At 62.6% G+C, this 19,400-nt stretch carries 16 protein-coding genes; 11 read left to right on the top strand and 5 right to left on the bottom strand.

The annotated features are described in order from the left end of the window. Nucleotides 1–42: 42 nt before the first annotated feature. Entirely contained in the window at nt 43–522 is a 480-nt protein-coding gene (locus tag C4J87_RS24510; RefSeq protein ID WP_003176750.1) for an RNA pyrophosphohydrolase, read from the top strand. Between the two features lie 22 nt (nt 523–544). Next, nucleotides 545–2,824, top strand: coding sequence for a phosphoenolpyruvate--protein phosphotransferase (ptsP, locus tag C4J87_RS24505; RefSeq protein WP_124364847.1), 2,280 nt, complete (start codon nt 545–547; stop codon nt 2,822–2,824). Between the two features lie 125 nt (nt 2,825–2,949). Here ptsP and C4J87_RS24500 read toward each other — a convergent pair whose 3' ends face one another. Next, nucleotides 2,950–3,696 carry an NRDE family protein gene (locus C4J87_RS24500; RefSeq protein WP_124368728.1) on the bottom strand — a complete coding sequence of 249 codons (747 nt, stop codon included), beginning with the start codon at nt 3,694–3,696 and terminating at the stop codon, nt 2,950–2,952. Between the two features lie 218 nt (nt 3,697–3,914). Here C4J87_RS24500 and lgt point away from each other — a divergent pair, with 218 nt between their 5' ends. Both lgt and C4J87_RS24490 read left to right on the top strand, forming a co-directional pair. Next, nucleotides 3,915–4,727 carry a prolipoprotein diacylglyceryl transferase gene (gene lgt / locus C4J87_RS24495; RefSeq protein WP_122542012.1) on the top strand — a complete coding sequence of 271 codons (813 nt, stop codon included), beginning with the start codon at nt 3,915–3,917 and terminating at the stop codon, nt 4,725–4,727. Between the two features lie 51 nt (nt 4,728–4,778). Continuing rightward, nucleotides 4,779–5,612 carry a thymidylate synthase gene (locus tag C4J87_RS24490; RefSeq protein WP_124364845.1) on the top strand — a complete coding sequence of 278 codons (834 nt, stop codon included), beginning with the start codon at nt 4,779–4,781 and terminating at the stop codon, nt 5,610–5,612. Nucleotides 5,613–5,745: 133 nt separating this feature from the next. Here C4J87_RS24490 and cadR read toward each other — a convergent pair whose 3' ends face one another. After that, nucleotides 5,746–6,186 carry a Cd(II)/Pb(II)-responsive transcriptional regulator gene (gene cadR / locus C4J87_RS24485; protein WP_124368727.1) on the bottom strand — a complete coding sequence of 147 codons (441 nt, stop codon included), beginning with the start codon at nt 6,184–6,186 and terminating at the stop codon, nt 5,746–5,748. Between the two features lie 85 nt (nt 6,187–6,271). Here cadR and C4J87_RS24480 point away from each other — a divergent pair, with 85 nt between their 5' ends. The 6 genes from C4J87_RS24480 (at nt 6,272) to C4J87_RS24455 (ending at nt 14,746) form a co-directional block, all read left to right on the top strand. Continuing rightward, entirely contained in the window at nt 6,272–8,524 is a 2,253-nt protein-coding gene (locus C4J87_RS24480; protein ID WP_124368726.1) for a heavy metal translocating P-type ATPase, read from the top strand. Nucleotides 8,525–8,540: 16 nt separating this feature from the next. Next, on the top strand, nt 8,541–9,404 hold the full coding sequence (locus C4J87_RS24475) for a LysR family transcriptional regulator (RefSeq protein WP_124368725.1): 864 nt from the start codon (nt 8,541–8,543) through the stop codon (nt 9,402–9,404). Between the two features lie 261 nt (nt 9,405–9,665). Beyond that, complete coding sequence (locus tag C4J87_RS24470; protein WP_124368724.1) at nt 9,666–10,730, top strand: putative 2-aminoethylphosphonate ABC transporter ATP-binding protein; 1,065 nt, start codon at nt 9,666–9,668, stop codon at nt 10,728–10,730. Nucleotides 10,731–10,737: 7 nt separating this feature from the next. Further along, nucleotides 10,738–12,444 carry a putative 2-aminoethylphosphonate ABC transporter permease subunit gene (locus C4J87_RS24465; protein WP_177412818.1) on the top strand — a complete coding sequence of 569 codons (1,707 nt, stop codon included), beginning with the start codon at nt 10,738–10,740 and terminating at the stop codon, nt 12,442–12,444. Between the two features lie 20 nt (nt 12,445–12,464). Continuing rightward, entirely contained in the window at nt 12,465–13,487 is a 1,023-nt protein-coding gene (locus C4J87_RS24460; RefSeq protein ID WP_124364839.1) for a putative 2-aminoethylphosphonate ABC transporter substrate-binding protein, read from the top strand. Between the two features lie 128 nt (nt 13,488–13,615). Beyond that, the gene (locus C4J87_RS24455) at nt 13,616–14,746 is read left to right on the top strand and encodes a TIGR03364 family FAD-dependent oxidoreductase (protein WP_124368722.1); all 1,131 of its coding nucleotides are present in this window, start codon (nt 13,616–13,618) and stop codon (nt 14,744–14,746) included. 7 nt (nt 14,747–14,753) lie between these two features. On the opposite strand, the gene C4J87_RS24450 is transcribed toward C4J87_RS24455, so the two are convergent. Together C4J87_RS24450 and C4J87_RS24445 are read right to left on the bottom strand one after the other, a co-directional pair. Further along, nucleotides 14,754–16,121, bottom strand: a complete 1,368-nt coding sequence (locus tag C4J87_RS24450; protein WP_124368721.1) for a DUF3482 domain-containing protein — start codon at nt 16,119–16,121, stop codon at nt 14,754–14,756. Beyond that, nucleotides 16,114–17,493: a DUF2868 domain-containing protein gene (locus C4J87_RS24445; protein ID WP_124368720.1), complete on the bottom strand. Its 1,380-nt coding sequence runs from the start codon at nt 17,491–17,493 to the stop codon at nt 16,114–16,116. The genes C4J87_RS24450 and C4J87_RS24445 overlap by 8 nt, the downstream gene beginning before the upstream one ends. 69 nt (nt 17,494–17,562) lie before the next feature. Between C4J87_RS24445 and C4J87_RS24440 the strand changes: the two genes are divergently transcribed. Then, entirely contained in the window at nt 17,563–18,075 is a 513-nt protein-coding gene (locus C4J87_RS24440) for a dihydrofolate reductase (protein ID WP_124368719.1), read from the top strand. 187 nt (nt 18,076–18,262) lie between these two features. On the opposite strand, the gene C4J87_RS24435 is transcribed toward C4J87_RS24440, so the two are convergent. Continuing rightward, a complete protein-coding gene (locus tag C4J87_RS24435; protein ID WP_124368718.1) occupies nt 18,263–19,327 on the bottom strand; it encodes an IS4 family transposase in 1,065 nt (354 codons plus the stop codon). Between the last annotated feature and the right edge of the window lie 73 nt (nt 19,328–19,400).

Raw genomic sequence — 19,400 nt, 5'->3', positions numbered from 1 at the left:
TTGTGGAACAATGCGGCGACATGCGTTTGCGAGGTTGTTGCCGTGATCGACCCCGATGGTTTCCGTCCTAATGTCGGGATTATTCTTACGAATGATGCCGGACAGGTGCTATGGGCTCGCCGAATCAACCAAGATGCCTGGCAGTTTCCTCAAGGTGGGATCAACCCCGACGAAACCCCTGAAGACGCCTTGTACCGTGAGTTGAACGAAGAAGTCGGCCTTGAGCGCGAAGATGTGCAGATTCTGGCCTGCACCCGGGGCTGGTTGCGCTATCGTTTGCCGCAACGCCTGGTGCGTACCCACAGCCAACCGCTGTGTATCGGCCAGAAGCAGAAATGGTTTCTCCTGCGCCTGATCTCCAATGAGCAGCGGGTGCGGATGGATTTGACCGGTAAACCGGAGTTCGATGGCTGGCGCTGGGTCAGTTATTGGTATCCGCTGGGCCAGGTGGTGACATTCAAGCGCGAGGTTTATCGTCGCGCTCTCAAAGAGCTTGCCCCGCGCCTTTTAGCGCGCGACTGACGACGGAGTTCGACCCCGAGCCATGCTCAATACGCTGCGCAAGATCGTCCAGGAAGTTAACTCCGCCAAGGATCTCAAGGCGGCGTTGGGGATTATTGTGTTGCGCGTCAAGGAAGCCATGGGCAGCCAGGTCTGCTCGGTTTACCTGCTGGACCCCGAGACCAACCGTTTTGTGCTGATGGCCACCGAGGGCTTGAACAAGCGCTCCATCGGCAAAGTCAGCATGGCGCCCAATGAAGGTCTGGTGGGCCTGGTGGGGACGCGTGAAGAACCCCTGAACCTTGAAAACGCGGCCGATCACCCGCGTTATCGCTACTTTGCCGAAACCGGCGAAGAGCGCTACGCCTCGTTTCTCGGCGCGCCGATCATCCACCACCGCCGCGTCGTCGGCGTGCTGGTCATCCAACAGAAAGAACGCCGCCAGTTCGACGAAGGTGAAGAAGCCTTCCTGGTGACCATGAGCGCGCAGCTGGCCGGGGTTATCGCCCACGCCGAAGCCACGGGCTCGATTCGCGGCCTGGGTCGCCAGGGCAAGGGCATCCAGGAGGCCAAGTTCGTCGGCGTGCCGGGTTCGCCGGGGGCCGCCGTCGGTACGGCGGTGGTCATGCTGCCACCGGCCGACCTCGATGTGGTACCGGACAAGACCGTTCACGACATCGACGCTGAAATCAAACTGTTCAAGACCGCCCTGGAAGGCGTGCGCGCCGACATGCGCAACCTGTCGACCAAGCTGGCCACCCAGTTGCGCCCGGAAGAGCGGGCGCTGTTCGACGTGTACCAGATGATGCTCGACGACGCGTCCCTGGGTAATGAAGTCAAGACCGTGATCAAGACCGGCCAGTGGGCCCAGGGCGCGCTGCGCCAGGTGGTTACCGATCACGTCAACCGTTTCGAATTGATGGACGACGCTTACCTGCGCGAGCGCGCCTCGGATGTGCGTGACCTCGGTCGCCGTCTGCTGGCCTACCTGCAGGAAGACCGCACCACCAATCTGGTCTACCCCGACAACACCATCCTGATCAGCGAAGAACTGACCGCCACCATGCTCGGCGAAGTGCCTGAGGGCAAATTGGTCGGCCTGGTCTCGGTATTGGGCTCGGGTAACTCCCACGTTGCGATCCTGGCTCGCGCCATGGGCATTCCGACGGTGATGGGCCTGGTGGACCTGCCGTATTCCAAGGTGGATGGCATCGACATGATCGTCGATGGCCATCGCGGCGAAGTCTTTACCAACCCCAGCGAATTGCTGCGCAAGCAATACGCCGAAGTGGTCGAGGAAGAGAAACAACTGGCGCTGGGCCTCGACTCGTTGCGCGAATTGCCGTGCGTGACCCTCGACGGCCACCGCGTGCCGCTGCTGGTGAACACCGGCCTGCTGGCCGATGTGGCGCGGGCGCAACAGCGTGGCGCTGAAGGGGTGGGGCTGTACCGCACCGAAGTACCGTTCATGATCAACCAGCGCTTCCCGAGTGAGAAGGAGCAGCTGGCGATTTATCGCGAGCAACTGCAGGCCTTCCACCCTTTGCCGGTGACCATGCGCAGCCTGGATATCGGCGGCGACAAGTCACTGTCGTATTTCCCGATCAAGGAAGACAACCCCTTCCTCGGCTGGCGCGGGATTCGCGTCACCCTCGACCACCCTGAAATTTTCCTGGTGCAGACCCGCGCCATGCTCAAGGCCAGCGAAGGCCTGAATAACCTGCGCATCCTGCTGCCGATGATCTCCGGCACCCACGAGCTGGAAGAAGCCCTGCACCTGATCCACCGGGCCTGGGGCGAAGTGCGCGACGAAGGCGCCGACGTGCCGATGCCGCCGATTGGCGTGATGATCGAAATCCCGGCGGCGGTGTACCAGGCCAAGGAACTGGCGCGGCAGGTGGACTTCCTGTCGGTGGGCTCCAACGACCTGACCCAATACCTGCTCGCCGTGGACCGCAACAATCCACGGGTAGCCGACCTGTACGACTACCTGCACCCGGCCGTGCTGCAAGCGCTGCAGCACGTAGTGCGCGACGCCCATGCCGAAGGCAAGCCGGTGAGTATCTGCGGTGAAATGGCCGGCGACCCGGCGGCGGCAGTGCTGTTGATGGCGATGGGCTTTGACAGCCTGTCGATGAACGCCACCAACTTGCCCAAAGTGAAATGGATGCTGCGCCAGGTTGAATTGAGCATGGCCAAGGATTTGCTCGCCGAGTTGATGACCATCGACAACCCGCAAGTTATCCACAGCTCGCTGCAATTGGCGCTGAAGAACCTGGGGCTGACGCGGATGATCAACCCGGCTTCTGCAAAAACCCTCTGACGCCTGGCGCCAATCAAAATGTGGGAGGGGGCTTGCTCCCGATAGCGGTGTAACTGTCAGCACATGTTTAGCTGACACACCGCAATCGGGAGCAAGCCCCCTCCCACATTTGATTTTCGGTGGGGTTAGAGATTGAGCTCGACCTCGCCCAACCGCCCACCCTGCGGGCCGAAACTACGCTCCACCATCCGCCGCGTCCCGTCGGCATTCACGATCAACGCTGTGCTTGCCCGCGTCCCGTAACTCGGGCTGGCAATAAATACACTCGACAACAGACTCTCCGTCGCCAGGCCCACACCGGTATCCGGCAGTTCAGCAAACGGTGCAGTCTGTGGGTCACTCAAGATCCTCAGCAACGCGTCCGGCTGCGGATCGTCGAGGATTTCAACGAGTGCCGCCTTGGCCTTGAGCAGCTTCGGCCAAGGCGTATCCAAGCCGGCATTGGATAAACCGTAAACGCCCGCCTCCAATCGCGTCGGCTCGGTCTCGTTGGCGTTGTAGTGCCAGAGCTTATCCCGCGTGCCCACTAATAGATTAAACCCGGCATATTCAATCGAACGTCCGTTAACATCCGCCAAATAATCGTCAATCGGCAGCGAACCACTGAGAAAGCGCGCCACCAGCTCACCCCGGGACTTGCGTGACGGCGGCTGGTGCGGGTCGCGGATATTGGTGAGCGCGGCAAAACGCCCCTCGGCGTTCACCCCCAGCCAAGTGCCGCCCGCTTCCTGATCGCGGCCGGCGTAGACCTGTGGCGCATCCGGCCATTGAGCCAGCGGCAGGCTGGGCCGGGCGTAGAATTCATCACGGTTGGCCGCGACGATCAGCGGCTGGGCATGGCCCGGCCGCCAGGCAAAAACAATCAGGCACATCGGGCGATCCCTTGTGTGTTTTTTCCTCACTCTACCCACAGAACCGCAGGCGTTCCATCGTAACGAAGTTGGGCCGCGCACCTTCCATCCGTTAACATGCCGGGCTGTTTGGTGTGTATGTGAACTTCTTAATTTGATCTCGCAGCTGTAACGCAGGCTTAATCGCGCATCGGCATGGTCCGGTGCGTCATGACTAAATGTTTTAACGAGGAGTCGCAATGCTGCCTTACCCGCAGATCGACCCGGTGGCCCTGGCCATCGGTCCGCTGAAAATCCATTGGTATGGGTTGATGTACCTGATCGGCATCGGCGGTGCCTGGCTGCTGGCGTCCCGGCGCCTGAACCGTTTCGACCCGACCTGGACCAAGGAGAAGCTCTCCGACATGGTGTTCTGGTTGTCGATGGGGGTCATTGTCGGTGGGCGACTCGGGTATGTGCTGTTCTACGATCTGTCGGCCTACATCGCCAACCCGACGCTGATCTTTGAAGTGTGGAAGGGCGGCATGGCGTTCCACGGCGGGTTTATCGGCGTGATGATCGCCGCCTGGTGGTTTGGCCGGCGCAACGGCAAGTCGTTTTTCCAGCTGATGGACTTTGTCGCGCCGCTGGTGCCGATTGGCCTGGGCGCTGGGCGTATCGGTAACTTCATCAACGCCGAGCTGTGGGGCAAGCCGACCGATGTGCCGTGGGCCATGGTGTTCCCGCCGTTCAGCGACCCGGCGCAACTGCCGCGCCATCCGTCGCAGCTGTACCAGTTCGCCCTGGAAGGTGTGGCATTGTTCCTCATCCTGTACATCTTCTCGCGCAAGCCACGCCCAACCATGGCCGTGTCGGGGATGTTCGCGCTGTTCTACGGGATCTTCCGCTTCATCGTCGAGTTCGTGCGCGTACCGGATGCGCAGTTGGGCTACCTGGCGTGGGGCTGGTTGACCATGGGGCAGGTGCTCAGCATTCCGATGATCCTGGTCGGCCTCGGCCTGCTGTGGTGGGCTTACAACCGCCCACAAGGCATCAAGAGCACCGCGCTTTAAATTCGAACGCCGAGGCGTGTGCGCCTCGGCTTCAACGATACGGGTACCCACATGAAGCAATACCTCGAACTCCTGCACGACGTCGTGACCAATGGCCTGACCAAGGGCGATCGTACCGGCACCGGCACCAAGGCCGTGTTCGCCCGTCAGTATCGGCATAACCTGGCCGATGGCTTCCCGCTGCTGACCACCAAGAAGCTGCATTTCAAAAGCATCGCCAACGAACTGATCTGGATGTTGAGCGGCAACACCAACATCAAGTGGCTCAACGAAAACGGCGTGCGTATCTGGGATGAATGGGCCACCGAAGACGGCGACCTGGGCCCGGTGTACGGCGAGCAGTGGACCGCCTGGCCGACCAAGGACGGCGGCAAGATCAACCAGATCGACTACATGGTCGAGACGTTGAAGACCAACCCCAACAGCCGCCGCATCCTGTTCCACGGCTGGAACGTCGAATACCTGCCGGATGAAACCAAAAGTCCCCAGGAAAACGCGCGCAACGGCAAGCAGGCCTTGCCACCGTGCCACCTGCTGTACCAGGCGTTCGTGCACGACGGCCATCTTTCGATGCAGTTATACATCCGCAGCTCCGATGTATTCCTCGGCCTGCCCTATAACACCGCCGCCCTGGCGTTGTTGACCCACATGCTGGCCCAGCAGTGCGACCTGATCCCCCACGAGATCATCGTCACCACCGGCGACACCCACGCTTACAGCAACCACATGGAGCAGATCCAGACCCAGCTCGCGCGCACGCCGAAAAAGCTGCCGGAACTGGTGATCAAGCGTAAACCTGCGTCGATATACGACTACAAGTTCGAAGACTTTGAAATCGTCGGCTACGACGCCGACCCAAGCATCAAGGCTGACGTCGCGATCTAACAGGCTACGCCGGTCCAAACTGTGGGAAGGGGCTTGCTCCCGATAGCGGTGTAACAGTCAGAGCATTGATTACTGACAGACCGCCATCGGGAGCAAGCCCCCTCCCACAGGTTGATTGGGTTTCTCCCCAGGCTCAGTGCCCGTGGCTTCTGCCCACATGCGACGGCTCGGCCTCGCTGGCCTGCACGCTGCCGCTGACCTCCAAACGCTGCAAAATCCCGCACTGCGCCCCGCCGCCACAGCGCTGGCGCAAGTCCAGCAATTGCTCCTGCAACGCCAGCAGCCCATCGATCCGCGCTTTTACATGGTGGATATGTTCGTCAATCAGCGCATTCACGCTTTCGCATTGATCCTGTGGGCTGTCACGCAGGCTGAGCAGGCTGCGGATTTCTTCCAGGGTCATGTCGAGGCTGCGGCAGTTGCGGATAAAGATCAGCCGCTCGGTGTGCGCCTGGGTGTACACCCGGTAGTTGCCCTCCGTGCGCGCCGGGGGTGGCAGCAGGCTTTCCTTCTCGTAATAACGGATGGTTTCCACCGGGCAGTCGGTCAGTTTGGCCAGTTCACCGATCTTCATCGAAGCAATCTCCAAATGGGTGCTTGACCCTATAGTGGCTACAGGGTCTTTACTTGGCAACAGGCACATCCACGGACGCGACAGCATGAGCGATTCCCTCCACACCCCGCATAAGCACGATCACGACCATGATCATGATCACGGCGAGCAAACGCTCAAGCCGGTGCATGACCACGGCGGCGGGTGCTGCTCCGGCACTCCGGCGCCTGCAAAAGTACAGCTGAGCGACGCCCCCACCGCCGGCTCGCGCCTGAGCACCTTTCGCATCGAAGCGATGGACTGCCCCACCGAACAAACGCTGATCCAGAACAAACTGGGCAAGCTCGCCGGTGTGCAGCAGCTGGAATTCAACCTGATCAACCGCATCCTCGGCGTCACCCACGACTTGCCGAGCACTGCGCCGATCATCGATGCCATCAAATCCATCGGCATGCAGGCCGACCCGATCGAAGAAGGCACCCCCGCCGCTGCGCCGCCCGCCAAGAAGCACTGGTGGCCGCTGGCAGTCTCGGGCGTGGGGGCATTGGGCGCGGAAGTCCTGCATTTCACTGGCGTGGCGCCGACCTGGGTGATCGCGCTGGTGGCGCTGGTGTCGATTCTCAGCGGTGGCCTCACCACCTACAAAAAGGGCTGGATTGCCCTGAAAAACCTGAACCTGAACATCAACGCGCTGATGAGTATCGCCGTGACCGGCGCCGTGCTGATTGGCCAATGGCCGGAAGCGGCGATGGTGATGTTCCTGTTTACCGTGGCAGAGTTGATCGAAGCCAAGTCCCTGGACCGTGCGCGCAACGCCATCAGCGGTTTGATGCAGATGACCCCGGAACAGGCCACGGTGCGCCAGGCCGATGGTTCCTGGCTGGAACAGGAGGTCAAAAGTATCGATCCAGGCGCCATCGTGCGGGTAAAACCCGGCGAGCGCATCGGCCTGGACGGTGAGGTGACTGCCGGTCAATCCACGGTCGACCAGGCGCCGATCACCGGTGAAAGCCTGCCGATCGAAAAAACCCTGGGCGATAAAGTCTTCGCCGGTACGATCAACCAGGCCGGTTCCCTGGAATACAAGGTGACCGCAGCGGCCAACAATTCCACTCTGGCGCGGATCATCCACGCGGTGGAGCAGGCCCAGGGCGCTCGGGCGCCGACCCAGCGTTTTGTCGACCGCTTCTCCAAGGTCTATACACCCGCAGTGTTCCTGTTTGCCCTGGGCGTGGCGGTCATACCGCCGCTGTTCATGGCGGGCGTCTGGTTCGACTGGATCTACCGCGCCCTGGTGTTGCTGGTGGTCGCGTGCCCGTGCGCCTTGGTGATTTCCACCCCGGTGACCATTGTCAGCGGCCTCGCGGCGGCGGCGCGCAAAGGCATTCTGATCAAGGGCGGCGTGTACCTGGAGGGCGGTTACAAGCTCAACTACCTTGCCCTGGACAAGACCGGCACCATCACCCACGGCAAGCCGGTGCAAACCGACTACGTGCCGCTGTTCGCCACCGTGCAGGACAGCGCGCCGGCGCTGGCCGCGAGTTTGGCCGGCCGTTCCGACCACCCGGTGTCTTTGGCGATTGCCAACGCGGCGGTGGATAAAAACCTAGCGTCCTACGTTGTGGATAACTTCGCGGCATTGCCCGGTCGTGGCGTGCGCGGAGACATAAACGGCGAAACCTACCACCTGGGCAACCACCGTCTGGTGGAAGACCTCGGGCTGTGCTCGCCGGCCCTGGAAGAGAAACTCTTCGCCCTGGAAAAACAAGGCAAGTCCGTGGTGCTGCTGCTCGACAAGTCGGGCCCGCTGGCCCTGTTCGCCGTAGCCGACACGGTCAAGGACAGCAGCCGCGAAGCCATCCGGCAACTGCACGAGCTGGGCGTCAAGACCCTGATGCTCACCGGCGATAACACCCACACCGCCCAGGCGATTGCCGCCCAGGTCGGTATCGACCAGGCCCAGGGCGACCTGCTGCCCACCGATAAGCTGCACGCCATTGAAACGCTCTACGGGCAGGGCCACCGCGTCGGCATGGTCGGCGACGGCATCAACGACGCCCCGGCCCTGGCACGCGCCGAAATCGGCTTTGCCATGGCTGCGGCGGGCACCGACACCGCCATCGAGACCGCCGACGTGGCGCTGATGGACGATGATCTGCGCAAGATCCCGGCATTCATTCGGCTCTCCAGGCAAACGTCGAGTATCCTCAAGCAGAACATCGCCCTGGCGCTGGTGATCAAGGCGATCTTCCTGGCGGTCACCTTCCTGGGCATGGCGACGATGTGGATGGCGGTGTTCGCCGACATGGGGGTCAGCCTGCTGGTGGTGTTCAATGGCCTGCGCCTGTTGCGCAAATAGACGATGAGAGGGTGGTGTGCTGAGTGCTGAGCTGAAGGCGTTTTTCATGGTCGCCCGCCTGGGCAGCATTACCCAGGCGGCGAAAAAGCTCGGCCTGAGCCAACCTACGGTCACTACCCAGATCCGCAACCTGGAAAGCCACTACGGCGTTGAACTGTTCTACCGTGGCGGCCGCCGCCTGACGGTCAGCGATGAAGGCGCGCGACTGTTGCCGATGGTCAAGGTGCTGTTGCAGCAGGAAGCGGACATCGAGTTTTTCCTGCGCAACAACGGTCAGGTCCAGGGCGCCTTACGGATTGCCGCCACCGCGCCGTACTACATTCTGGACCTAGTCAAAGCCTTTCGCGAACGCCTGCCGCACGTGGAGGTGTCGGTGGAAATCGGCAATTCCCAGCAGGTGCTCGAAGCGCTGGACGACTACCGCGTCGACGTCGCCGCCTCGTCGCAGTTGGTGGAAGACCCGCGTCTGGTGCGCCGCGTGCTGGGCACGGACCCGCTGGTGTTGGCGGTACACCGCAATCACCCGTTGGCCAAGCTTGATCACGTACCGTTGAGCGCGCTCATCGGGCATACCTTGCTGATGCGTGAAGCGGGTTCTACCACCCGCAGGCTGACGGAAGAGATGCTGAAGAACGCGGGCGTGGGGTACGGGCCGTTGCTGGAGATCGGCAGCCGTGAGTCGATTCGCGAGGCAGTGCTGCGCAATATCGGCATCAGCATCATCGCACGCCAGGAGGTGCCGCATGATCCGCAGCTGAAGGTGCTGACCATCGAGAATGCGCCGCAGATTCCGGAGTATCTGTACTGCCTCAAGGAGCGTAAAGGTGCCCGGTTGCCGGCGGCTTTCCTTGGCCTGGCCCAGGAAATGTCACCCTTGTAGGAGCGAGCTAATCGTTCCCACGCTCCGCGTGGGAATGCCTCCTGGGACGCTCCGCGTCCCGTCACTGCCGCCCACAGGTGACGCAGAGCGTCACGGGCTGCATTCCTACGCGGGAGCGTAGGAACGATCGGGACCCGGCACCACATTTCTAAGAATCCTACACAAATCCACCAATACCACTATCACCCCCTTTAGCCTTCCTGCCACACCAACGACGCATTCCCCCCTAGCATGGCCCCATCAGTTCGATGAGGTGCCACCATGAACACAGCCCTGACCCAACCCGGCGCGCCGATGAAGGTGCGCGGTATCCAGAAACGCTTCGGCGCCTTTACCGCGTTGGACAACGTGTCCTTGGATGTCGCCGCTGGCGAGCTGGTGTGCCTGCTGGGCCCGTCCGGCTGCGGCAAGACCACGTTGCTGCGCTGCATCGCCGGGCTTGAGCGCCAGGACAGCGGCGAACTTTACCTGGGGGACCGCGATGTTTCCCAGTTGCCGCCCCAGGCGCGGGACTACGGCATTTTGTTCCAGTCCTACGCGCTGTTTCCCAACCTCACCGTTGAAGCGAACATCGGCTACGGCCTTGCTGGCTGCGGCCGTGATGAGGTGCGCAAGCGTGTCGGGCAAATGCTCGAATTGGTCGGCCTGCTCGGCAGCGAAAAGAAATTCCCCGGCCAGCTGTCCGGGGGCCAGCAGCAACGGGTCGCGCTGGCGCGGGCCCTGGCGCCGGCGCCGTCGTTATTGTTGTTGGATGAACCCATGTCGGCCCTCGACGCGCGGGTGCGCGAGCATCTGTGTACCGAGTTGCGCCAACTTCAGCGCCGCCTGGGCATCACCACGCTGATGGTCACCCACAACCAGGACGAGGCCATGTTGATGGCCGACCGCATCGCGGTCATGCACAACGGCAAGGTCGAGCAGTACGCCACGCCGCAGGAAATCTATGACCGCCCGGCCACGCCGTTCGTGGCGGAGTTCGTCGGCCAGGGCAACTGGCTGCCGTTCAGCCGCAACAGCGCCAGCCATGCCCAGGTCGGTGGGATGAATGTGCGACTGGCCGATGACGCCGGCATCGCCAAGTCCGGGCGGCTGTTCTGCCGCCCGGAAGCGATCAGCGTGAACCCGCCGGTGCATGAGGAAAACCTGTTCCCGGCCAAAGTCCGCGAGATCACGTTCCTGGGCAATCGCTGCCGCATGAGTTTTGAGCTAGAGCAGTTGCCGGGCCACCCGCTACTGGCCGAGCTGGCACCGGAAGCCATGCCGCGCCTGGGGGCCCAGGACATTCTGGTGGCCCTGCCGCCGCGCAGCTTGCAGGTGTTTGCCTGAGATGGCCATGGAGACGGCGATGACACTGCCGCGTACTGTTTCCCGGGCTGAAACGGGCGACCGCCTGTTTGTGGTCGGCGGCAAATTAGTGTGGCTGGGCCTGTTGGTCGTGGCGGTGTTGCTGCCGCTGCTGGCGATTTTCTGGCGTGGCTTCAGCAGCGAAGCCGGGCAGGGTGGCGGGCTGACCGCCGCACGCGAGCTGCTGACCAGTGCCAACTTCCACTGGTTGCTCGGCAATAGCCTGAAAGTTTCCCTGAGCGTCGCGGCCATCGTCGTACCGCTGGCCTATCTGTTTGCCTACGCGCTGCAGCGCACCTTGATCCCCGGCAAGGTGATCTGGCGCGGCGTGTCGCTGCTGCCCTTGATGGCGCCATCGATGTTGCCGGGTATTGCGCTGGTGTATCTGTTCGGCAACCAGGGGCTGCTGCGCGGGTTGCTCTCGGACAACATCTACGGCTTCTGGGGCATTGTGCTGGGTGAGGTGATTTACACCTTCCCACACGCCCTGATGATTCTGCTGTCGGCCTTGTCGCTGGCGGATGCGCGCTTGTTCGACGCGGCCTCAAGCATGGGCGCCAGCCCGGCCCGAGCGTTTCGCAGCATTACCTGGCCGGCCACGCGCCAGGCCGTATTCGCGGCGTTCTGCCTGGTGTTCACCCTGACCATCACTGACTTCGGCGTGCCCGTGGTGGTGGGCGGGGACTACCAGGTGCTGGCGCTGGAAGCCTACAAGGCGGTGGTCGGCCAGCAGCAGTTCGGCCGCGGTGCGTTGATCGGTATGGTGCTGCTGTTGCCGGCGCTGTTCAGCTTTGGTGTGGATGCGTGGCTGCGGCGCCGTCACGGCGACGCCATGAGCGGGCGTGCCCAGATGTTTCAACCACTGCCGTCGCGTTCCAGGGATGGCTGCTACCTGGCTATCGTGCTGCTGATCTGCGCGGCGCTGCTGCTGGTGTTCGGCATGGCGGTGTATTCCTCGCTGGTCAAGTTCTGGCCCTACAACCTGTCGCTGTCCTTGAACCACTACCAGTTCGAAGACACTGCCGGCGGCGGCTGGCTGGCCTATCGCAACAGCCTGACCATGGCGCTGTGCACGGCGTTGATCGGCAGTGTGCTGATCTTCACCGGCGCCTACCTGATGGAAAAAACCAAGGGCCAACAGAGCCTGAACCTGGCCCTGCGCCTGCTCAGCTTTGTGCCGATGGCCGTACCGGGCCTGGTGCTGGGCCTGGGCTATGTGTTTTTTTTCAACCTCGGCGGCAACCCGCTGCATGTGTTCTACGGCAGCATGGCACTGCTGGTGGTGTGCACCATTGCTCACTATCTGACCACTGCGCAAATGACCGCCACCACTGCGCTGCGCCAACTGGACGTGGAATTCGAAGCCGCCGCGTTGTCCCTCAAGGCGCCGCTCTATCGCCATTACTTGAAAGTGACGGTGCCGATCTGCCTGCCGGCGCTGCTGGATATTCTGCGTTACCTGTTCGTGTCGGCGATGACCACCGTCTCCGCTGCGATCTTTCTCTACAGCCCCGACACCATCCTCGCCGCCGTCGCCGTATTGAACATGGACGACGCCGGCAATGTGGGCGGCGCGGCGGCCATGTCGACCCTGATTCTGTTCACCTCAGGCGGCGTCTCGCTGCTGCTGGCGTGGGCCTCACGTGGCGCCTTGCGCCGCTCCCAAGCCTGGCGCCAGACCGCGCCCGGGCAATGATCCTTCAAAGGAGGTATTCGATGTTCAAGCCACTGGCGCTGGTCGCTGCCGTACTCACCGCATTCAGCCTGAACGCCTTCGCCAACACCGAGTTGACCGTGTACACGGCCCTTGAAGCCGAGCAGTTGAAGACCTACAAAAAGGCCTTCGAGCAGGCCAACCCGGATATCCAGATCAAGTGGGTGCGCGACTCCACCGGCATCATTACCGCCAAGCTGTTGGCTGAAAAGGACCGCCCGCAGGCCGACGTGGTCTGGGGCCTGGCCGCCTCCAGCCTGGCGATCCTTGATCAACAAGGCATGCTCGATCGTTACGCGCCGAAGGACCTGGACAAGATCGGCAAAAACTACCGCGACGCCGCCAACCCACCGGCCTGGGTCGGTATGGATGTGTGGGCGGCGACCATTTGCTTCAACACTGTCGAGGCCGAGAAACAGGGCCTGAGCAAGCCGGTGAGTTGGCAGGACCTGACCAAGCCTGAGTACAAGGGCAAGATCGTGATGCCCAACCCGGCGTCCTCCGGTACCGGCTTTCTGGACGTGAGCGCCTGGTTGCAAACCTTTGGTGAGCAGCAGGGCTGGCAGTACATGGACGAGCTGCACCAGAACATCGGCCAGTACGTTCACTCCGGCTCCAAGCCGTGCAAGCTGGCGGCGTCCGGGGAGTTTCCGATTGGTATTTCATTTGAATACCCGGCCGTACAGCTCAAGCGCCAGGGGGCGCCGCTGGACATCATCCTGCCGAAGGAAGGCCTGGGCTGGGAAATCGAGGCGACGGCGGTGATCAAGGGCACGGCCCACGCCGATGCCGCCAGGAAACTCGCGGACTTCTCCGCCAGCCCGGCGGCGATGGAGCTGTACAAGGACAACTTCGCGGTGCTGGCCCAGCCAGGGATTGCCAAGCCACAGACCGAATTGCCCGCCGATTACGAGCAGCGGTTGATCAAGAACGACTTTGCCTGGGCCTCGAAGAACCGCGACAGCATCCTGGCGCAATGGCGCAAGCGCTATGACGGCAAGTCGGAGAAGGTGGCGGGGCAGTAAGGGTACCGATCGTTCCCACGCTCCGCGTGGTAACGCCGCTCCGGACGCTCCGCGTCCGCTCTTGAAGGTCGTGACGCGGAGCGTCACTGGATGAATTCCCACGCGGAGCGCGGGAACGAGAGGACAGTATGAGTAGTGATCTGTTAATTGTCGGCGCCGGCATCCTCGGCCTCTCCCATGCCTACGCCGCTGCCAGGCGCGGGCTCAAAGTCAGGGTTTTCGAACGCAGCGCTACCCCGCTGGGCGCGTCGGTGCGCAACTTCGGCCAGGCGCTGGTCACCGGCCAACCGCCGGGGCCGATGCTCGACCTGGCGCGGCAAAGCCGCGATATCTGGGCACACTGGGCGCAGGCCTGCGGCTTTCAGCTCAAGCGCAATGGCTCCTATCTGTTCGCCCGTACCGAAGCCGAAGAGCACCTGCTCGAAGCCTTCTGCGCCGGGCGTGCCCGCGAGCACGGCTACAACGTGGCGTTGCTGCAAGGCGCGGCGTTGAACGACCTGTACGGCGGCCAGTTCCGCCATCACCGCGCCGCGCTGCATGGCGAGGACGATCAGCAACTGTATTCGCGCGAAGCGATCCCGGCGCTGATCAACTACCTGGCCCAGGAACTGAACGTGGAGTTTCACTTTTCGACCCTGGTGCGCCACGTCGAGCCGGGCCAGTTGCACAGCACGGCGGGGCGTTTTCGCGGCGAGCAGATCATTGTCTGTTCCGGGCACGACTACCAGACCCTGCTGGCCGAATCGATCGCTGCGCTCAATCCACAGGTGTGCCGCCTGCAAATGCTGCGTGCACGGCCGGCGCTTGGGCTGAACCTGCAACACGCGGTGTTGACCGGCCTCAGTTGCGTGCATTACGGCGCGTTCGCCGACTTGCCGCAAGCTGCGTCGGTGCAGGCGCAGATCCTGCGCGAAGCACCGCACCTGCATGAGCACGGCATTCACCTGCTGATCAGCCCTACGCCCCATGGCGACCTGATCATCGGCGATTCCCATGATTACGGCAGCGATGCATCGCCGTTCAACGCCGAGCAGGTCGATGACTGGCTGATCGAGCTGGCCGAGCAGACCCTGGGCTGCACACTCCAGGTGCTGGAGCGTTGGCAGGGCGTATATGGCTCGCGTGGGCCCGCGCCGTTTTCGTTTGTGCCGGCGGCTGCCGGCATCAGCTTTGCGCTGATGCATACCGGTGTGGGGATGAGTGTGGGGCCGGCCATGGCCGAGCGAAATATCACGGCACTGTGGGGGCCGGCGCGCTAATGGCGGATCAGGCTTCGTCCAACCGCTGAGCCAGCGCCTCGATTTGCTCCTGACGCTCGGCCTGGCTCAACCTGGAGTGGGGGTTGAGCGATGACCATTGCGGATAGGCGCGCGCTTTGTTCAAGGCGTCCGGCAGCTTGCCTTCGCGCCAGGTTTTATCCTGGGGCGTATCGACCTTGATGCCGTGCATTGCCGCATGGCCGCGCAGGTTTAAGGCCTTGAGCAACTGGCGCTGGCGCAGGGCAAGCAGGCGCAGCACGCTGTCATCGACGGTCAGCTCGCGCTGGCCTTTGATTTTGCCGAGCAGGCGGCCGCCATAACTGCGTGCGGTCTGCAGCGCGCCACCGGCAATCGCACCGGCGATGGCAGCGGCGCCGAGGGTCAAGCCGCCGACCAACAGGTCCACGCCCGCGCCGGCTGCCGCGCCTGCGGCGATCCCGCCACCCACGCGCACCCCAAGCTGTTTGAGGGTTTCGGGGTTGAACAGGTCGTCGCCCCAGCGTCCGTCCAGCAGCGGCAGGTCGCTGGCGGCGGCGTCCTTCGGGCGGAAGCCGAACAGCTTGAGCAGGGAATCCACGCACTTTTGTTCGCGTTGGCGCACGGACTTGCGCAGTTCGCTGATCGCGTGCGGCTCATCTGCGGTCATTACGCTGCGCCGGCACGCTGCGCAGTCGATCAATAATTCGGCGATCAAGCGTGCGGCGCTTTGCTGGCGGGCCTGGCGTTGGGCTTGCTGGTCGAGGATCAACCGCTCCAACTGCGGCCGTGAGTTTTCCAGCAGCAGGGCCAGGCTTTCATACAATCGCCGCTCGCCGTCTTCCGGCGGCGCCACGCTGTCAAAGCGCACCAGCGCATGCAGGCCCAGGCGAGCCAGGGCTTCGCGCCACTGCGGTTCGCGGTGCTCGCTGCTGCTGACGAAATTGAGCACCGGCAGCAAGGGCTTGCCGCAGCTGGCCAGCACCTGCAGCTCGTCGCGGTACTTGGCCAGTACCGGCTCGCGGGCGTCGATCACGTACAGGCCGCCATCCGAGGCCAGCAATTGGCGCAGCACCTTGGCTTCCTGTTCGAAGCGTTGGCGCGCCTCGCTGCCTTCCAGGAACCGCGTCAGGCGGGCCGGGCCATCCAGGCGCTCGCCGGGGCGATCCAGGCGTTCCAGATAATCGAGCAGGGCGATGGCATCTTCCAGGCCGGGTGTGTCGTACAGCTCCAGCAAGGCTTCGCCGTCTACCGATAAGCGCGCACCTTCGACATGCCGCGTGGTGCTGGGGCGATGGGAGACCTCGCCAAAACCGACGTCGCGGGTCAGGGTACGCAGCAGTGAGGTCTTGCCCACGTTGGTATGGCCGACTACGGCGAGCTTCAGGGGTTTAGTCATGACCGCTCTCCAGCCAGTTCAACGGTGCGCAGTCGGCGAAGGGCAGCTCAAGCTGTTGCAGCGCGCTGTGCCAGTCGCCGAGGCGCTCGGCATCCAGCGCCTGGCCGGGCGGCGCTTGCAGCAGCCACACCCGTGTGGCCGCGGCACTGCGCGCCAGTTCGGCGATCAGCGCCAGGCTGCCACGGTCGGGCGAACGACGCGGGTCGCAGGCGATGGCCAGGCGCGCGGGCGGGAAACGTGTGAGCTGCTCCAGCAGTGTGTTGCGCGATTCACGGCTGTCGAGAATGCCGGCGTTCTTGACCGTGCCGGGCAGTTTGGGCGGCCAGGGGCGCTGGTCGTCCAGTTCGATGGCAACCAGCAGCGCGCCGTCGCTGTGCAGTTCACTGACGCCGCCTGCCACCTGGTGCAGGTGTTCGGGCGCCGCATCGTTGACCCCCAGCCGCTCGCTGCTCGGCATCAGGCGCTCGCGCAGTTGGGCGTAGCCGGGCTGGGTGAGGTCCAGGCCCAAGGCCGCGCGCCCACGTTTCCAGCGCCACAGGCACAGCAGTGCGAGGATCAGCCGAGGCAGCAGGCCGTAGACCAGCAACACTCCCACCAGCCAGGCGGCCCAGGCCTGGCGGGCGCTTTCGATATTCAGCGCGGAGTCGCCGCTGGCGCGGATCATCTCGACCGTCGGTACGTTGAAGCCGAGTAGGGCGGGCAGGGTGCCGAGGGCCTGGGTGACGGCGATGAAGGTATCCGCCCCCAGGATGGTGGTTTCCCACACGAAGCCGTAACGCCGGGTGGCGAGCAGCATCAGCAAAACCAGCAGGGCGCTGAGCAACGCCAGCAACCACAGGCTGTTGACCAGCACACCGACTGCCCAGCGGTTGAGTTTCTGGCGCTGCAGCAACAGCAGCAGTGCCGGTGCCAGCTGCGCGGCCTTGGCGTCGCGCGCAAGTTTTTCGCTGAGCCACAGCCACAGGCGACCGAGGCTGGCGCTGTGTTCGCCGGCAAACACCAGGCCCAGGGCCCAACTGAGCAGCAGGATCAGGTTCAGGCCGAGCAGGCTGCCCAGGGCCCAGAACACATTCACCGGGGCCATGCCGTTGCCCAGCGCGGCAAACGCCAGGCCGGCGCCGCTGATAACCGCGACTATCGCCAGCAGTACCACGGCCAGGCGCGCGCCTTGCAGCCAGCGACTGAGCGCGCCGGTCAGGCCGTCGCGTTCGGCCAGGTGCAGCGCACGCTGCGCGATACGCGTTGGCAGGTCGCCACCGGCCGAGCGGGCCAGGCGGTTGGCTTCGAGGTCTTCCAGGGGGCCGGCGTGTTCTTCGCGCAGGCGCACGGTTTCGGTCAGCCAGAGTGTGTGCAGCGGGTTCAGTGCAGTCACGCGCCATCCTGTTGTGTTCGTGAGGTTGGAGCATAACCGCTGACTCGCAGCTCTGGTATTCTCGTCGCCATGAAAAAAACTCTCCCTTTAAGCCTGATCGCAGCCCTCGGTGAAAACCGCGTGATCGGCGTCGACAACAGCATGCCCTGGCATTTGCCGGGGGATTTCAAATATTTCAAGGCCACCACCCTGGGCAAGCCGATCATCATGGGGCGCAAGACCTGGGATTCCCTGGGCCGACCGTTGCCGGGGCGCCTGAACATCGTGGTCAGCCGTCAGACCGGTCTGGTACTTGAAGGTGCGCAAGTATTTGCGTCACTGGAAGCTGCGGTTGAACGCGCCGAGGCGTGGGCACTGGAGCAGGGCGTGGATGAGCTGATGCTGATCGGCGGTGCGCAACTGTATGCGCAGGGGCTGGAACATGCCGATCGCCTGTACTTGACGCGGGTGGCGTTGAGCCCGGAAGGGGATGCGTGGTTTCCGGAGTTTGATCAGAGCCAGTGGAAGTTGGTGTCGAATCTGGAGAACCCGGCAGAGGGTGATAAACCGGCTTACAACTTCGAAGTTTGGGAAAAGGCCTAAAAGCATCGGGGGCAAGTCCCATATGCGCTAACCAAACCTCCCTCCCCACAACTCGTCCTGCTGGCGTCCTCGTTTTCGCGGGGATTCACGCAGTGCCTGGCTGATATCTCCCCACTTCTCGATACACGTAAACAACGACAAGTGGGGATTGATCGCGCTGCAAAGTAGCCAGTAAATAAAGGCCATCTCACGCCAGTGACAACGGAGTGGCGGCACTTCCTTTTTCTGTCTCGTCTCCCTCGATAGGGGAAAAATGCTCGCCCGCTGCGATTAACCGCTCAATCAGGCAAGCCACTAATAATTTCCCTTGCAACCATGCTTTTGCGCCTTCCGGATTTTTCTTTCTGAGGTGGGATAACCCCAGCAATGACTTCATCCGCTTGAACGCCAACTCCACCTGCCAACGGTGCCGATAGAGAGCCAAAACCTCCTGCGTATCCAGGCAGTCCGAGGTTGTTACCAGCACCACGTAACCGGCCGCTTCCATCGTTTCAGGTTTCAATTGCTTCTGCTTTTTTTGCCCGACTCTCTTGAGCTTGCACTCGCTTTGCGATCGCTGCTCGTCGGTTTTTCGATAGGCGCACACACGTACTGCAATATCCCCCTTTGAACCTTTCATCACAGCTGCCCACTCGCCCGTTTGCCCTGGCTGCAAGGTCCGTAGTCGCGCCAGTTGCTCAAAAGGCGACCCTTGCTCATCGCTAAGCGGCAGGCTGCTCAGGTTCATTCGTACCAGGATGTCACCGCCTGCATTGAGTACATGATTGACTCCACGCCGGTTGGCAAACCCTCGATCCGCGATGAAAACATCGCCCTGCTGCACCGAAAACCGAGTCAACGATTCGCCTGTTTTGGACGGTGTCACTTGCACTTCACAGCAACGCAACGTGCTGATATCCATCGTGTAATGCAGCCGCCATGTTGAGGTGACCGCGCCAGGCTCCATTACGACACTGCCATCAGCAGCCAGTATTCGTCTCCCCAGCAGCGCCGGGCATTGCATGGCCGCGACCGGCGATTGTTGGATCAACTGCTCTGTGATCCAACCTAGCCAGGCCCCCGATTTGTTGACCCTCTTGAGAAGGCCCACGTCTGATAACTCCAGCAGTTTCCCTGTACGCGCTCGCTCTACCGTTTCGACCATCGAGCAATCGGCGCTCATGTACATCAATAATGTGCGCAATAGACTCTCTGGCCCGCTGAATCGGCGACCGAACTTCAGGGCCCCCAGCTCTTTGCCTTGGCTTCCCATCCAGGCGGTAGTAGTGCCAGGAGCTTGGGCCAGTCTTCATTCAGTTTTTGTGTTGGGTCTATTGTCACTGCTC

It is taken from the genome of Pseudomonas sp. R1-43-08, from assembly GCF_003852255.1.
Taxonomy (GTDB): domain Bacteria; phylum Pseudomonadota; class Gammaproteobacteria; order Pseudomonadales; family Pseudomonadaceae; genus Aquipseudomonas.
The sequence above is the reverse complement of the archived record's forward strand: the minus strand, read 5'-3'. Positions and strand labels throughout refer to the sequence as shown.

What these genes read in the sequence shown, in the direction of transcription:
- ptsP (WP_124364847.1), top strand. Translation starts at nt 545, where the DNA reads ATGCTCAATACGCTGCGCAAGATCGTCCAGGAAGTTAACTCCGCCAAG.
- C4J87_RS24500 (WP_124368728.1), bottom strand. Translation starts at nt 3,696, where the DNA reads ATGTGCCTGATTGTTTTTGCCTGGCGGCCGGGCCATGCCCAGCCGCTG.
- lgt (WP_122542012.1), top strand. Translation starts at nt 3,915, where the DNA reads ATGCTGCCTTACCCGCAGATCGACCCGGTGGCCCTGGCCATCGGTCCG.
- C4J87_RS24490 (WP_124364845.1), top strand. Translation starts at nt 4,779, where the DNA reads ATGAAGCAATACCTCGAACTCCTGCACGACGTCGTGACCAATGGCCTG.
- cadR (WP_124368727.1), bottom strand. Translation starts at nt 6,186, where the DNA reads ATGAAGATCGGTGAACTGGCCAAACTGACCGACTGCCCGGTGGAAACC.
- C4J87_RS24480 (WP_124368726.1), top strand. Translation starts at nt 6,272, where the DNA reads ATGAGCGATTCCCTCCACACCCCGCATAAGCACGATCACGACCATGAT.
- C4J87_RS24470 (WP_124368724.1), top strand. Translation starts at nt 9,666, where the DNA reads ATGAACACAGCCCTGACCCAACCCGGCGCGCCGATGAAGGTGCGCGGT.
- C4J87_RS24465 (WP_177412818.1), top strand. Translation starts at nt 10,738, where the DNA reads ATGGAGACGGCGATGACACTGCCGCGTACTGTTTCCCGGGCTGAAACG.
- C4J87_RS24460 (WP_124364839.1), top strand. Translation starts at nt 12,465, where the DNA reads ATGTTCAAGCCACTGGCGCTGGTCGCTGCCGTACTCACCGCATTCAGC.
- C4J87_RS24455 (WP_124368722.1), top strand. Translation starts at nt 13,616, where the DNA reads ATGAGTAGTGATCTGTTAATTGTCGGCGCCGGCATCCTCGGCCTCTCC.
- C4J87_RS24450 (WP_124368721.1), bottom strand. Translation starts at nt 16,121, where the DNA reads ATGACTAAACCCCTGAAGCTCGCCGTAGTCGGCCATACCAACGTGGGC.
- C4J87_RS24440 (WP_124368719.1), top strand. Translation starts at nt 17,563, where the DNA reads ATGAAAAAAACTCTCCCTTTAAGCCTGATCGCAGCCCTCGGTGAAAAC.
- C4J87_RS24435 (WP_124368718.1), bottom strand. Translation starts at nt 19,327, where the DNA reads ATGGGAAGCCAAGGCAAAGAGCTGGGGGCCCTGAAGTTCGGTCGCCGA.